The sequence below is a fragment of the Citrobacter portucalensis genome (genome assembly GCF_002042885.1).
Taxonomy (GTDB): domain Bacteria; phylum Pseudomonadota; class Gammaproteobacteria; order Enterobacterales; family Enterobacteriaceae; genus Citrobacter; species Citrobacter portucalensis.
Genome location: NZ_MVFY01000015.1, coordinates 69302 through 82708 on the forward strand (window position 1 = coordinate 69302; position 13407 = coordinate 82708).

13 protein-coding genes are annotated in these 13407 nt (G+C 52.5%); 6 read left to right on the plus strand and 7 right to left on the minus strand.

Going from position 1 to position 13407, the window contains the following annotated elements:
- Positions 1 to 8: 8 nt before the first annotated feature.
- On the minus strand, positions 9 to 1301 hold the full coding sequence (gene ptsJ / locus BZK40_RS19580) for a MocR-like B6 salvage transcription factor PtsJ (protein WP_079935160.1): 1293 nt from the start codon (positions 1299 to 1301) through the stop codon (positions 9 to 11).
- Positions 1302 to 1383: 82 nt separating this feature from the next.
- Here ptsJ and pdxK point away from each other — a divergent pair, with 82 nt between their 5' ends.
- Both pdxK and BZK40_RS19590 read left to right on the plus strand, forming a co-directional pair.
- Complete coding sequence (gene pdxK, locus BZK40_RS19585) at positions 1384 to 2250, plus strand: pyridoxine/pyridoxal/pyridoxamine kinase (protein ID WP_057066918.1); 867 nt, start codon at positions 1384 to 1386, stop codon at positions 2248 to 2250.
- Positions 2247 to 2486: a hypothetical protein gene (locus BZK40_RS19590; RefSeq protein WP_008785406.1), complete on the plus strand. Its 240-nt coding sequence runs from the start codon at positions 2247 to 2249 to the stop codon at positions 2484 to 2486. The genes pdxK and BZK40_RS19590 overlap by 4 nt, the downstream gene beginning before the upstream one ends.
- Positions 2487 to 2634: 148 nt before the next feature.
- Here BZK40_RS19590 and crr read toward each other — a convergent pair whose 3' ends face one another.
- The 5 genes from crr to cysZ all read right to left on the minus strand — a co-directional run bounded on the left by crr (position 2635) and on the right by cysZ (position 7495).
- On the minus strand, positions 2635 to 3144 hold the full coding sequence (crr, locus tag BZK40_RS19595) for a PTS glucose transporter subunit IIA (RefSeq protein WP_000522253.1): 510 nt from the start codon (positions 3142 to 3144) through the stop codon (positions 2635 to 2637).
- Between the two features lie 40 nt (positions 3145 to 3184).
- Positions 3185 to 4912 carry a phosphoenolpyruvate-protein phosphotransferase PtsI gene (gene ptsI, locus BZK40_RS19600; RefSeq protein ID WP_008785405.1) on the minus strand — a complete coding sequence of 576 codons (1728 nt, stop codon included), beginning with the start codon at positions 4910 to 4912 and terminating at the stop codon, positions 3185 to 3187.
- Positions 4913 to 4957: 45 nt separating this feature from the next.
- Positions 4958 to 5215 carry a phosphocarrier protein Hpr gene (gene ptsH / locus BZK40_RS19605; protein WP_002913505.1) on the minus strand — a complete coding sequence of 86 codons (258 nt, stop codon included), beginning with the start codon at positions 5213 to 5215 and terminating at the stop codon, positions 4958 to 4960.
- Positions 5216 to 5598: 383 nt separating this feature from the next.
- Positions 5599 to 6570 carry a cysteine synthase A gene (gene cysK, locus BZK40_RS19610; protein WP_079935161.1) on the minus strand — a complete coding sequence of 324 codons (972 nt, stop codon included), beginning with the start codon at positions 6568 to 6570 and terminating at the stop codon, positions 5599 to 5601.
- A gap of 163 nt (positions 6571 to 6733) precedes the next feature.
- Entirely contained in the window at positions 6734 to 7495 is a 762-nt protein-coding gene (cysZ, locus tag BZK40_RS19615; protein WP_095533163.1) for a sulfate transporter CysZ, read from the minus strand.
- Between the two features lie 230 nt (positions 7496 to 7725).
- On the opposite strand from cysZ, the gene zipA reads away from it, so the two are divergent.
- From zipA to BZK40_RS19630, 3 genes are all read left to right on the plus strand, one after another.
- Positions 7726 to 8778: a cell division protein ZipA gene (gene zipA / locus BZK40_RS19620; protein WP_079935163.1), complete on the plus strand. Its 1053-nt coding sequence runs from the start codon at positions 7726 to 7728 to the stop codon at positions 8776 to 8778.
- Positions 8779 to 8849: 71 nt separating this feature from the next.
- The gene (ligA, locus tag BZK40_RS19625; RefSeq protein WP_079935164.1) at positions 8850 to 10865 is read left to right on the plus strand and encodes an NAD-dependent DNA ligase LigA; all 2016 of its coding nucleotides are present in this window, start codon (positions 8850 to 8852) and stop codon (positions 10863 to 10865) included.
- 1 nt (position 10866) lies between these two features.
- The gene (locus tag BZK40_RS19630; RefSeq protein ID WP_048224939.1) at positions 10867 to 11085 is read left to right on the plus strand and encodes a DUF3820 family protein; all 219 of its coding nucleotides are present in this window, start codon (positions 10867 to 10869) and stop codon (positions 11083 to 11085) included.
- Here BZK40_RS19630 and BZK40_RS19635 read toward each other — a convergent pair.
- A complete protein-coding gene (locus BZK40_RS19635) occupies positions 11082 to 12080 on the minus strand; it encodes a bile acid:sodium symporter family protein (RefSeq protein ID WP_079935165.1) in 999 nt (332 codons plus the stop codon). The two genes, BZK40_RS19630 and BZK40_RS19635, sit on opposite strands and share 4 nt — an antisense overlap.
- Before the next feature lie 89 nt (positions 12081 to 12169).
- Here BZK40_RS19635 and BZK40_RS19640 point away from each other — a divergent pair, with 89 nt between their 5' ends.
- Complete coding sequence (locus BZK40_RS19640) at positions 12170 to 13096, plus strand: LysR family transcriptional regulator (RefSeq protein ID WP_032944140.1); 927 nt, start codon at positions 12170 to 12172, stop codon at positions 13094 to 13096.
- The last annotated feature ends 311 nt before the right edge of the window (positions 13097 to 13407 follow it).

A 13407-nucleotide genomic window follows, 5' to 3' on the forward strand; every position in this document is an offset into this window, starting at 1 on the left:
CTCTCCTGTTAGCGTTTTAGCGCCTGATGAATATCAGCCGCCAGCTTATCAATGTCGCTGTCAGTTAAGGTTGACAGCGTAATACGCAGGCCGTGGGCGGGCGTATTGACGCCAAACACTTCGCCTTCCCGCACCAGCCAGCCGGACTTTGCCAGCGCAAAAGCGATCGCCTGGCTGTTATCTTCCAGCGGTAGCCACATATTCAGACCGTCACCAACGGGCAACTCAATGCCATGTCGCCGCAGTGCTGCCGCCAACGTTTGCTGCTGGGCGGCGTAAAACTGCTGAGTTTGCGCCAGCGTGTGTTGATAAGTCTCGTCACTCAGGCACGCGCAGGCCAAATCCTGCAGCAGGTGGCTGACCCACTGACTGCCGGAGTTGAGCCGTAAACGTAGCTTCCCTGAAGTGAGCGGATCGCTGGCCACAATGGCCAGGCGTAAATCCGGACCTAACGTTTTTGACATCGAACGGACAATCGCCCAGTGCGTGGTTTCCTTCGCAATCACCGGATACCAGTGGCAAGCAGATAGCAGCGCAAAGTGGTCGTCGACGATCACCAGCGTCTGCGGATAGCGAGCCAGGATTTCCTGCAATTGCGCCGCGCGTGAAGCGCTCAGGCTGCATCCTGTCGGGTTATGCGCGCGCGGTGTCAGAATCACTGCCCGCGCACCTTTCTGTAGCGCGAGTTCCAGTTGGTCCGGCAGCATGCCTTCGTGGTCAACATTGGCCGGACTGGCGGAGAAACCAGCATAACGCAGCATGTTGATGCTGCTCAAAAAGCATGGATCTTCTACGACAACGCTATCACCAGGCAGCAAATGGGCGCACAGTAGCCGTTCGATAGCATCAATGGCGCCGCTGGTGATATCAATTTCCCCCTTGCCGGGCATTGCATTTTGCATCCATTGTGATGCCCATACCTTAAGCCCTGGTGACACAGCGGCATCGCCGTACAAACGCGGATTCTTATTTATCTTCGCGAAATAACTACTCAGGTCAGGAAGACGCGAGGGCGCTGGATTACCGCCGGAAAGATCGATAAGCGGGGTATCCGGATTACCACCTTCCAGCGCAACGGGGGCAGTAATCCCCTTAATCACCGTGCCGTTGCGTCCCAGGCTCTGCGCCAACCCGGAGGTGACCAGGCGTTTGTAAGCCGCCGCGACAGTATTGCGGTTCACGTTTAATGCCGTTGCCAGTTCCCGCACTGGCGGCAACGTTTCGCCTGCTGCCAGCGTGCCTGTAGTGACATGTTGACGGATACTGTCAAAAATTTCGTTAGCGGTTTTTCCGTCGATCATTATTGACCTATGACAAAATGAATTTTAGCATATGACGATAATAGTGAGGCGTAGGCCCGCTGTCCAGCGAGAGGAGAAATTTATGGAGCAGGAGAGTGATATCCAGTCAGTGCTCTTTGACGACACGAATCGGGCGTTACAGACCGATATCGTCGCCGTCCAGTCACAGGTGGTGTATGGCAGCGTAGGTAACAGCATCGCCGTCCCGGCCATTAAAGCGCAGGGGTTACGCGTGACGGCAGTACCCACGGTGCTGTTCAGTAATACCCCGCATTATGAAACCTTTTACGGCGGCGTTATTCCGTCTGACTGGTTTAGCGGCTATCTCCGCGCCTTAAGCGAGCGTGATGCCTTGCGTGAGCTAAAGGCGGTGACAACAGGATACATGGGCAGCGCGGAGCAAATCGCCTTGCTGGCACAGTGGCTGGAAACCGTTCGGGCCACGCATCCGGACCTATGCATTTTGGTCGACCCCGTGATTGGCGATACGGATAGCGGCATGTATGTGAAAGCCGAAATCCCGGAAGCTTATCGTCAGCACCTGCTGCCGTTGGCACAGGGGCTGACGCCGAACGTGTTCGAGCTGCAAATGCTAAGCGGAAAGCCGTGTCGTACGCTTGATGAAGCCATTACGGCGGCACAATCACTGCTCACTGACACCCTGAAATGGGTGGTAATAACCAGCGCGCCGGGGGATACCGAAGAGATTATTAACGTTGCGGTGGTGACGGCTGAAACGGTTGAGGTGTTAGCCCATCCGCGAGTGAAAACGGATCTGAAGGGGACTGGCGATCTGTTTTGTGCAGAGCTGGTGAGCGGCCTTGTACTGGGGAAAGCGCTGACGACCGCGACGCACGACGCCGCGCAGCGGGTGCTGGACGTGATGACGTGGACGCACCTGTGCGGTTGTGATGAATTAATTCTGCCACCGGCAGGGGAGGCGCGATGAAGAGTTACCGGCTGGTAGTTCGCCAGAATGGGCGTATGGTTGGACATTTTGACACCAACGGGGCAGCAGCGCTGGAAGATATCTGTGTAGCGCGGGCCATGTTTGGTATTGCGGGTGGCTACGATTGTGAATTGTTAGTGGCAGACTCGGAGCGAAGGATGCTGGAAAGCGGGCCGGAAGGGATGAAGATTCTGATGCGCGAGGCGTGTTACCGACCGGTCACCTCACAGATTTAATGCCGGATGGCGACGAGAACGTCTTATCCGGCCTACGTTACGGAGTTTGCTGTAGGCCGGATAAGCGTAGCGCCATCCGGCAGGGTTTTGATATCCATCAGATAAAAAAAATGGCGCCTGATGGCGCCATTTATCTCTGCAAAAAGAATTACTTCTTGATGCGGATAACCGGAGTCTCACCCACTGTCACGCTACCGGACAGTTTGATCAGCTCTTTGATTTCGTCCATGTTGGAGATAACAACCGGAGTCAGGGTAGACTTGGCTTTTTCTTCCAGCAGCGGCAGATCGAATTCAATAACCGGGTCGCCCACTTTCACGCGCTGACCTTCTTCAGCGATGCGTTTGAAGCCTTCGCCTTTCAGTTCAACGGTATCAATACCGAAGTGAACAAACAGCTCAATGCCGCTGTCGGATTCGATAGAGAAAGCGTGGTTGGTTTCAAAGATTTTGCCGATGGTGCCATCAACAGGAGCAACCATTTTGTTACCGGTTGGTTTGATAGCAATGCCATCACCAACGATTTTTTCAGCAAAAACTACATCCGGCACGTCTTCGATGTTGACGATCTCGCCAGAGAGCGGAGCAACGATCTCAATAGTTCCGGTGTCTTTCTTATCATCAGAAACCAGAGATTTCAGTTTATCGAACAAACCCATGATCTTCTCCTAAGCAGTAAATTGGGCCGCATCTCGTGGATTAGCAGATTGTTTTTTCTTCAATGAACTTGTTAACCAGCGTCATTAACTCGTCCGTTGTCGGTTGAGCAAGAGCCTGCTCTGCTAACACCTTCGCATCTTCGAAGTTCGTGTTACGGATAATCTTCTTAATGCGCGGGATAGAAATGGCGCTCATAGAGAATTCGTCCAGACCCATCCCCAGCAACAGAAGTGTAGCACGTTCGTCGCCTGCAAGCTCACCACACATGCCAGTCCATTTGCCTTCAGCATGAGAAGCATCAATAACTTGCTTGATCAGCGTCAGCACAGATGGCGACATCGGTTGGTAAAGGTGTGAAATCATATCATTACCACGGTCAACTGCCAGGGTGTACTGCGTTAAATCATTGGTGCCGATACTAAAGAAATCAACTTCTTTGGCTAAATGACGCGCAATTGTTGCCGCAGCTGGTGTTTCCACCATCACGCCAATCTCAATGCTCTCGTCAAATGCTTTACCTTCGTCGCGCAGTTCCTGTTTGTAGATTTCGATCTCTTTGCGCAGTGCACGCACTTCTTCAACAGAGATGATCATTGGGAACATGATACGCAGTTTGCCGAAAGCAGAGGCGCGCAGGATAGCGCGAACCTGGTCACGCAGGATCTCTTTACGATCCATGGCGATACGCACGGCACGCCAGCCCAGGAACGGGTTCTCTTCTTTCGGGAAGTTCATGTACGGCAGTTCTTTATCGCCGCCGATGTCCATGGTACGGACGATGACCGCCTGAGAGCCACAGGCTTCAGCAACGGCTTTATACGCAGCAAACTGTTCTTCTTCAGTTGGCAGCGATTCACGGTCCATGAACAGGAATTCGGTGCGGTACAGACCCACACCTTCAGCGCCGTTACGCTCGGCGCCTTCAACGTCACGAACGGTACCGATGTTGGCGCAAACTTCAACCTGGTGACCGTCCAGCGTGATAGCCGGCAGATCTTTCAGCTTAGCGAGTTCCGCTTTCTCGGTTGCAACCTGCTCCTGAACGGCACGCAGTTGCTCAATAACGTCGTTGGTCGGATTGACGTAAACCTGATTGTTTACGGCATCCAGAATCAGATAGTCGTCGTTTTTCACCTGAGAGGTGACGCTACCCGTACCTACGATGGCAGGCAGTTCCAGAGAACGCGCCATGATAGAGGTATGAGAGGTACGTCCGCCCGCATCAGTGATGAAACCCAGCACCTTGTTCAGGTTCAGCTGTGCGGTTTCTGACGGGGTCAGGTCTGCGGCAACCAGGATAACTTCGTCCTGGATAGCGCTCAGATCAATAATTGCCAGACCCAGAATGTTACGCAGCAGGCGTTTACCGATGTCACGTACGTCAGCCGCACGTTCTTTCAGGTATTCATCATCCAGCTCTTCCAGGGCTGTGGCCTGACCTTCGATAACTTCATGCGCAGCTGCATCAGCCGTCATGTGCTTATCTTTAATCAGGGCTATGATTTCCTGCTCCAGCTCCTCATCTTCGAGCAGCATGATATGCCCTTCAAAGATGGCTTCTTTTTCTTCACCGAACGTTTCACCAGCTTTGGTTTTGATCGCTTCCAGTTGCGCAGATGCCTTGGCACGACCGCTCAGAAAACGTTCAACTTCCTGATCAACCTTGTCGGCAGAAATTTTTTTCCGGTCAATGACGATCTCGTCTTCTTTCAGCAGCAATGCTTTACCGAAAGCGATACCCGGGGATGCTAAAATGCCTGAAATCATAACCCTACCTTACTTGTGACTGATATTTAAAAGAACTCGTTGAACTTACTCGAGTTCAGCCATCAGTTTAACCAGATGCTCAACTGCTTTCTGCTCGTCTTCACCTTCTGCGGACAGGGTGACAACGGTACCCTGAGTCAGGCCCAGAGTCTGCAGTTTAAACAGGCTTTTGGCGCTAGCGCTTTTGCCGTTGGAAGTCACAGTAATTTCAGAAGTAAAGCCTTTTGCTTCTTTAACAAACTGAGCAGCAGGGCGAGTATGCAGACCGTTCGGAGCGGTAATGGTAACTTCTTGCTGGAACATTATATTTCCCCAACTTATAGGTTTAGTGTTGTGGAACTAAAGTCTAGCCTGGCGGCTCAACTTTAGCCTGTATTGTTAGCATCGGCGTAAACTGGACGCGACACAAAAGGAGTTCGGTGCAATCCGTTGCTGGCAACTTCTTGCCGCTGACGTTTCGTTCGTCATTAAACATTATGCCGCGAAAGGAAGAGTTGAACCAAATCATAAAATCGATTCAGCTAGCGCTTTTCCTGTAACGATTAATTTCGCGCATCAAAATAATTAGTTTGGTTAAATACCAGTTCCGGCGGGCTGAATCAATGCCAGGCGAGTTGAAACTTTGAAGCAGGCCACAAAAAAGCACCCAAAAGGGTGCTTTTTTACGCGTTTTTAACATGCTGGCACTACTGTTGCAGTTCTTTCTCTGTAAAGAGATCGGCAAACAGTGCAGTGCTCAGATAACGCTCACCCGATGACGGTAGAATAACCACTATATTCTTATTGGTAAAGGTTTCATCTTCCTGGAGCTTAAGCGCGGCAGCAACCGCAGCACCGGAAGAGATCCCAGCCAGAATACCTTCTTCTTCCATCAGACGACGCGCAGTAGAAATAGCTTCATCATTAGTGATGGCAACGACTTTATCGATAAGCTTCAGATCAAGGTTACCCGGAATGAAGCCTGCGCCAATACCCTGAATTTTATGCGGGCCTGGTTTGAGTTCTTCACCTGCCAGCGCCTGGGCGATAACAGGGGAGTCGGTAGGTTCAACCGCGACGGTGATCAGATCGGTTTTGCCTTTAGTGCCTTTAATGTAACGGGTCACACCAGTCAACGTACCGCCAGTACCGACGCCGGAAATAAAGACATCAACCTGGCCATCGGTATCTTCCCAGATTTCCGGGCCGGTAGTTTTTTCGTGGATTTCCGGGTTTGCCGGGTTGCTGAACTGCTGCAGCAGCAGGAATTTTTCCGGATCGCTGGCCACAATTTCTTCCGCTTTCTGAATCGCGCCCTTCATACCTTTTGCGCCTTCGGTCAGCACCAGGTTCGCGCCCAGCGCTTTTAAGAGCTTGCGGCGCTCAATGCTCATGGTTTCAGGCATGGTCAGAGTCAGTTTGTAACCGCGAGCTGCGGCAACGTAGGCCAGCGCAATCCCTGTGTTGCCGCTGGTTGGTTCGACCAGCTCTACACCCCGTTTCAGTACACCACGTTTTTCGGCATCCCAAATCATGTTGGCACCGATACGGCATTTGACGCTAAAGCTTGGGTTGCGTGATTCCACCTTCGCCAGAATGCGTCCGTTACCGATACGGTTCAGTCGAACCAGCGGCGTATGACCGATAGTCAGCGAGTTGTCTTCAAAAATCTTACTCATGGCCTGTCCTTAACTGTATGAAATTGGGATACCGCTTCAGCATACCTGTTGAGAAAGTATGGGGAAGTAAGGAATTCGTATATCTATATGCCACCAGGAAATAATGCGTTGCAGTATGGAATAAGAGCGGGCATAAGCCAGCCCGCTTTTACACATTTTTGCATTACTTCCATAACGCGTGCTTAGCACGATAGCAGTCTACCCACATCGCCGTGGCACCACAAACCGCGACCGGCATGATGAACAGATTGAGCACCGGAATCATGGTGAACAGGCTGGTCAATGCGCCAAATTGCATATTGGTGACCTTGCGTGTGCGCAGCGCGACGCGCATCTCCTTAAAAGGCACCTTATGGTTATCAAACGGATAATCGCAGTACTGAATGGCCAGCATCCACGCGCTGAACAGGAACCACAGCACCGGGGCGACGGTCTGCCCAATACCCGGAATGAAATAGAGGATCAGCAACACGACGGCGCGCGGGAGATACCACGCCAGCTTTTGCCATTCACGTTTCATAATACGGGGAACATCTTTCATGATGCCGAGAACGCCGGTGTCAGGCGGTGTTGCGCCCGTTAAGCGTGCTTCCAGTTGTTCTGCCAGCAGACCGTTAAACGGCGCGGCAATCCAGTTGGCTATGGTGGAAAACAGGTAGCCGAACACCAGTAGTACGGAGATAGTGACAATCGGCCACAGCAAGTAGCTGAGCCACTGAAGCCAGTCAGGGACGTGACTCATCAGCGCGGGGATCCAGTTATCGAGTTGTGTGAATAGCCACCAGAATGCGCCGCCCATCAGCAGGATATTCACCAGCAAAGGCAGGATGACAAAGCGACGAATGCCCGGTTGGGTGATGAGCTTCCATCCCTGTGAAAAGTAATAAAGGCCGCTGCGAGGTACGACTGCAGATGATGAAACCATGGTCAGGACATACTCCTTGTTATATAAGCTCTGGTAAACTTTGCGTATCTTACCGGGTTGTTGAGCGTTAAGCTGTTCAGAAATGTTCGAAAAAACAGCAAAAAGCACAATTTTGTTCATCTTTATGCCGTGAAAGCCAAGAGTGCACTTGCACTTGGCGTAATCGACAAATACTCTTAGTGAGTAAATGTTTGCCGTGGTGGCAAGGTGTTAGAACAACAGAGAATATAATGATGCAGGATTTGCGTCTGATATTAATCATTGTTGGCGCGATCGCCATAATCGCTTTACTGGTACATGGTTTTTGGACTAGCCGTAAAGAGCGGTCTTCTATATTCCGCGATCGCCCACTGAAACGCATGAAGTCTAAACGTGAAGACGAGGATTCGTTCGACGACAACGTCGAGGAAGACGAAGGCGTGGGCGAAGTTCGCGTTCATCGTGTGAATCATGCTCCCGGTAACGCGCAGGAACATGGTGTTCCTCCTCAGTCGCCGCAACACCAGTACCAGCCGCCTTATGCGTCTGCTCAGCCGCGTCAACCCGCGCCGCAGCCTGCACAAGCGCCGGTACCGCCGCCGCATGCTCAGCAGCAGCCGCAGCCTGTACAACCGCAGCAGCCGGTGCAGCATCAGCCTGTTCAGCAACAACCTGTGCAGCAGCCGATGCAGCATCAGCCCGTTGCTCCGCAGGTTCAGCAGCCGATGCAGCATCAGCCCGTTGCTCCGCAGGTTCAGCAGCCCGTGCAGCAAGCACCGCAACCTGCACCGCAGGCTTTCCAGCCCGCAGAGCCTGCCGTTGAACATCAACCGCAGCCTGAGCCAGTAGTTGAAGAAGCGCCTGTTGCTGAAAAACCGCAGCGTAAAGAAGCGGTCATTATTATGAACGTTGCGGCGCATCACGGTAGTGAGCTCAACGGTGAAGTGCTGCTCAACAGCATTCAGCAAGCCGGTTTTAAATTTGGCGATATGAATATTTTCCATCGTCATTTGAGCCCGGATGGCAGCGGTCCTTCGCTGTTCAGCCTTGCCAATATGGTTAACCCAGGAACGTTTGACCCCGAAATGACGGGTGATTTCAGCACCCCTGGCGTGACTATTTTTATGCAGGTTCCGTCCTACGGTGACGAGCTGCAAAACTTTAAGCTGATGCTGCAGTCCGCACAGCACATTGCCGATGAAGTGGGTGGTGTGGTGCTCGACGATCAACGTCGCATGATGACGCCGCAGAAACTGCGCGAGTATCAGGACCGCATCCGCGAAGTTAAAGAATCTCACGCCTGATTCTCCTCTGGCGTGACATCTCCTTGCTAAACCCCCGCCTGTCGGGGGTTTTTTATCATTGATGGTGCGATATGGAATTAATCGAACAACAACTGACAGAACTGCGAACCACGCTTCGCCATCATGAGTATCTTTACCATGTGATGGATGCGCCGGAAATTCCCGATGCGGAATACGATCGCCTGATGCGTGAACTGCGCGAGCTGGAAGCGCAGCATCCGGAACTTATCACCCCCGACTCGCCAACCCAGCGTGTTGGCGCCGCCCCGTTAGCAGCGTTCAGCCAGATTCGCCATGAAGTGCCAATGCTGTCACTGGATAACGTGTTTGATGAAGAGAGTTTTCTCGCCTTCAACAAGCGCGTGCAGGACAGACTGAAGAGTACGGACAAACTAACCTGGTGCTGCGAACTGAAGCTGGACGGGCTGGCGGTCAGTATCCTGTATGAAAACGGTGTGCTGGTCAGTGCCGCAACGCGTGGTGATGGTACTACGGGTGAGGATATTACCTCGAACGTGCGCACCATCCGTGCGATCCCGTTAAAACTGCGAGGCGATAACATTCCGACGCGTCTGGAAGTGCGCGGTGAAGTGTTCCTGCCGCAGGCCGGATTTGAAAAAATTAACGAAGAGGCCCGCCGCACTGGCAACAAAGTGTTTGCTAACCCGCGTAACGCAGCGGCCGGGTCATTGCGCCAGCTCGATCCGCGTATCACAGCGAAGCGACCGCTTACTTTCTTCTGCTATGGCGTTGGTGTGCTGGAAGGTGGTGTGCTGCCTGATACCCACCTGGGCCGTCTGCTGCAATTTAAAGAGTGGGGATTGCCGGTGAGCGACAGAGTTACGCTTTGCGACTCTCCGGAGGAAGTACTTGCTTACTATCACAAGGTTGAAGAAGACCGACCGACGCTGGGATTCGATATCGACGGTGTGGTGATCAAAGTCAACTCTATGGTGTTGCAGGAACAACTGGGTTTTGTTGCCCGCGCGCCGCGCTGGGCGGTGGCCTTTAAGTTCCCGGCGCAAGAGCAGATGACCTTCGTACGTGATGTTGAGTTTCAGGTTGGACGTACCGGGGCGATTACACCTGTCGCCCGCCTTGAGCCAGTTCAGGTTGCCGGGGTGTTGGTCAGTAACGCCACCTTGCACAATGCGGATGAAATTGAGCGTCTTGGTTTGCGTATTGGCGATAAAGTCGTCATTCGCCGTGCGGGCGATGTCATCCCGCAGGTAGTGAATGTCGTGCTTTCCGAGCGCCCGGACGATACGCGTGAAATTGAGTTTCCCACCCACTGTCCGGTATGCAACTCTGACGTTGAGCGTGTGGAAGGCGAAGCGGTCACTCGCTGTACCGGTGGTTTAATCTGCGGGGCGCAGCGTAAGGAATCGCTGAAACACTTCGTTTCCCGCCGCGCGCTGGACGTTGACGGCATGGGCGATAAAATTATCGATCAACTGGTCGAGAAAGAGTATGTCCACACGCCAGCGGATCTCTTCACACTGACCGCAGGTAAGCTGACCGGTCTTGATCGTATGGGACCGAAATCGGCGCAAAACGTGGTGAATGCGCTGGAAAAAGCGAAAGAAACGACGTTTGCCCGTTTCCTCTACGCGCTGGGCATTCGTGAAGTCGGCGAGGCCACAGCCGCAGGTCTGGCGGCGTATTTCGGCACGCTTGAAGCGCTGGAAGCGGCCTCTATTGACGAGCTGCAAAAAGTGCCGGATGTCGGCATTGTGGTAGCGACCCACGTGTTTAATTTCTTTGCTGAAGAGAGCAACCGCGAGGTGATCGTCCAACTGCTGGCGCAGGGGATCCATTGGCCAGCGCCGGTGGTCATCAACGCTGAAGAAATCGACAGCCCCTTCTCGGGTAAAACGGTAGTGCTGACCGGGAGCCTGAGCCTGATGTCACGCGACGACGCCAAAGCGCGACTGACTGAGTTGGGTGCAAAAGTGGCCGGCAGCGTATCGAAGAAAACCGACCTGGTGATTGCCGGTGAAGCGGCGGGATCGAAGCTGGCAAAAGCGCAGGAACTGGGTATTGCCGTGATCGATGAAGCTGAAATGATCCGCTTACTGGGTGCCTGAAATGGAAAAAGAGCAGCTGGTTGAAATCGCCAATTCCGTGATGCCCTTTGGCAAATATAAAGGGCGTCGGCTGATTGATGTCCCGGAAGAGTATCTGCTGTGGTTTGCCCGTAAAGATGAATTCCCGCCGGGAAAGCTGGGCGAGCTGATGCAAATCACGCTGCTGATTAAAACTGAAGGGCTGACGCAACTGGTGCAGCCCCTGAAACGCCCTCTCTAAGCCTTTGCGGCGCGGCTTTTCTGCTGCGCCTGCAATGCGTCTGTTTGTTGCTTGTAGCGACGTGCCAGCACGGCACACACCATCAGCTGAATTTGATGGAAGATCATCAACGGCAGCACCATCATTCCTATCACTGACGTCGGGAACAGAATATTTGCCATTGGGATCCCATTCGCCAGGCTCTTTTTCGATCCGCAAAAGACAATGGTGATCTCATCGGCTTTGTTGAAGCCGCATTTCCGCGCAACAAAGACGTTGATGCCAATCACGATTGCCAGCAATACGATGCTGACCACCATGATAAACAACAGCGAACCAATCCCCACTTTGTGCCAGATCCCGTTAACCACGGCTTCACTGAAGGCGGAGTACACCACCAGCAAGATGGAGGATTGGTCCGTTTTGGCGATCCATTTTTTATGTCGGGACACCCAGTTACCAATCCACGGACGTGAAAGATGTCCCAGTACGAACGGCAGCAGCAGCTGCAGCATGATTTTCCCCACCTGCTCCAGACTGCCTTCTGCGCCATGCATATTCATTACCAGGCCAACCAGTAACGGCGAGAGAAAAATACCCAGCAGGCTGGAGGCCGAAGCGGAACACACGGCGGCAGCAACGTTACCCCCCGCCAGCGACGTAAAAGCGATTGCCGACTGCACCGTGGCCGGCAAAATACACAGGTACAGGAAACCGGTGTACAGCATCGGGTCAACATTTACCGGTGCCCACCAGGCGAACAGAACGCCCAGCACCGGGAAAACAACAAACGTGCTGCACATCACCCACAGATGTAAACGCCAGTGACTACCGCCGGCAATAATGGCTTCACGCGAAAGCTTCGCCCCGTGCATAAAAAACAGTAGGGCAATGGCAGCGGTGGTTAAGCCTTCAAAGAAAGGTACAAAGCCACCTTCGGCCGGGAAAAAGGACGCCAGTAAAACGACCGTAATCAACGTTATCGTGAACGGATCAAGGATACGAAAAAGTTTCATAAAAGCTCCTGAAATTCGGTAGGAACATTTTGCGTTTTTCTGTTTGAGAAATAAAATTGATTTATTGCATCCATATATGAATCGAATAGATGAATTACTCTCTGCGTCAGCTCCGTATCTTTGTTACCGTCGCTCAGGCCAAAAGCTTTAGCCGGGCGGGGGATATCATTGGCTTAAGCCAGTCTGCGGTCAGCCACAGCGTTAAAGAGCTGGAAGGGCAGACGGGTGTGCGGTTGTTAGATAGAACAACGCGGGAAGTGGTGCTGACGGAAGCAGGGCACCAGTTGGCGGCGCGGCTGGAACGTATTCTGGATGAACTGCACAGCACGCTGCGTGAAGCAGGCCAGGTGGGAACGCAGTTAACCGGAACGGTGCGCGTTGCCGCCAGCCAGACAATATCTGCTCACCTTATTCCACAGTGTATTGCCCAGAGTAATCAGCTTTATCCAGCAATCGATTTTGTGCTGCACGATCGTCCGCAACAGTGGGTGCTGGAGAGTATTCGTCAGGGCGAGGTAGATTTTGGCATTGTGATAGATCCAGGTGCTGTGACCGATCTGCAGTGTGAAGCGGTGTTATCCGAACCGTTCCTGCTGTTGTGTCGAGGGGATCATCCGCTAGCCCAACGCGAATGGGTAAATTGGCAGGATTTATATCATGAGCGCCTGGTATTACAGGATTACGCTTCCGGCAGTCGACCGTTGATCGATGCGGCACTGGCTCACTTTTCCATTGAGGCCAATATCGTTCAGGAGATAGGTCACCCTGCCACGCTTTTCCCGATGGTTGAGGCGGGGATTGGTATCAGCGTGCTGCCTGCGCTGGCGCTTCCTCTGCCACAGGGCAGCCATTTGCAGGTTAAACGCCTGACGCCGGTTGTGGAACGACAATTGATGCTGGCACGACGTAAAAATCGTTCTTTATCGACTGCGGCCCAGGCGCTGTGGGACGTAGTACGGATGCAGGCCAGTGAATTAACCGCCGGTCGGGCACGGGATCCTTTGTACCAGCTTTAACGATATGGCTGGTGTTTGTCATGTCGTTAAGTTTGGCTTTCAGTATCGATGAACTGATCGTTAACTTTTATATTTTTACCCGGCACCGGACTACCTCTTTATATTTATAAATTCTCCTGCGATATTCTTAGGCAATTGCTTAGTTTGCGGATTTGTAAGGCTATTTTAAATTATTACTTTTTTTCTTGACCTTCCACTTGCTGGAAGGTTGATACTCTTTATACGCAAGTACGGATAGCAGTATCTAATACAATGATGTATAGCGATTGATTAATGAAATGACTAAGCAATTTATACAGTAACTCGTTATA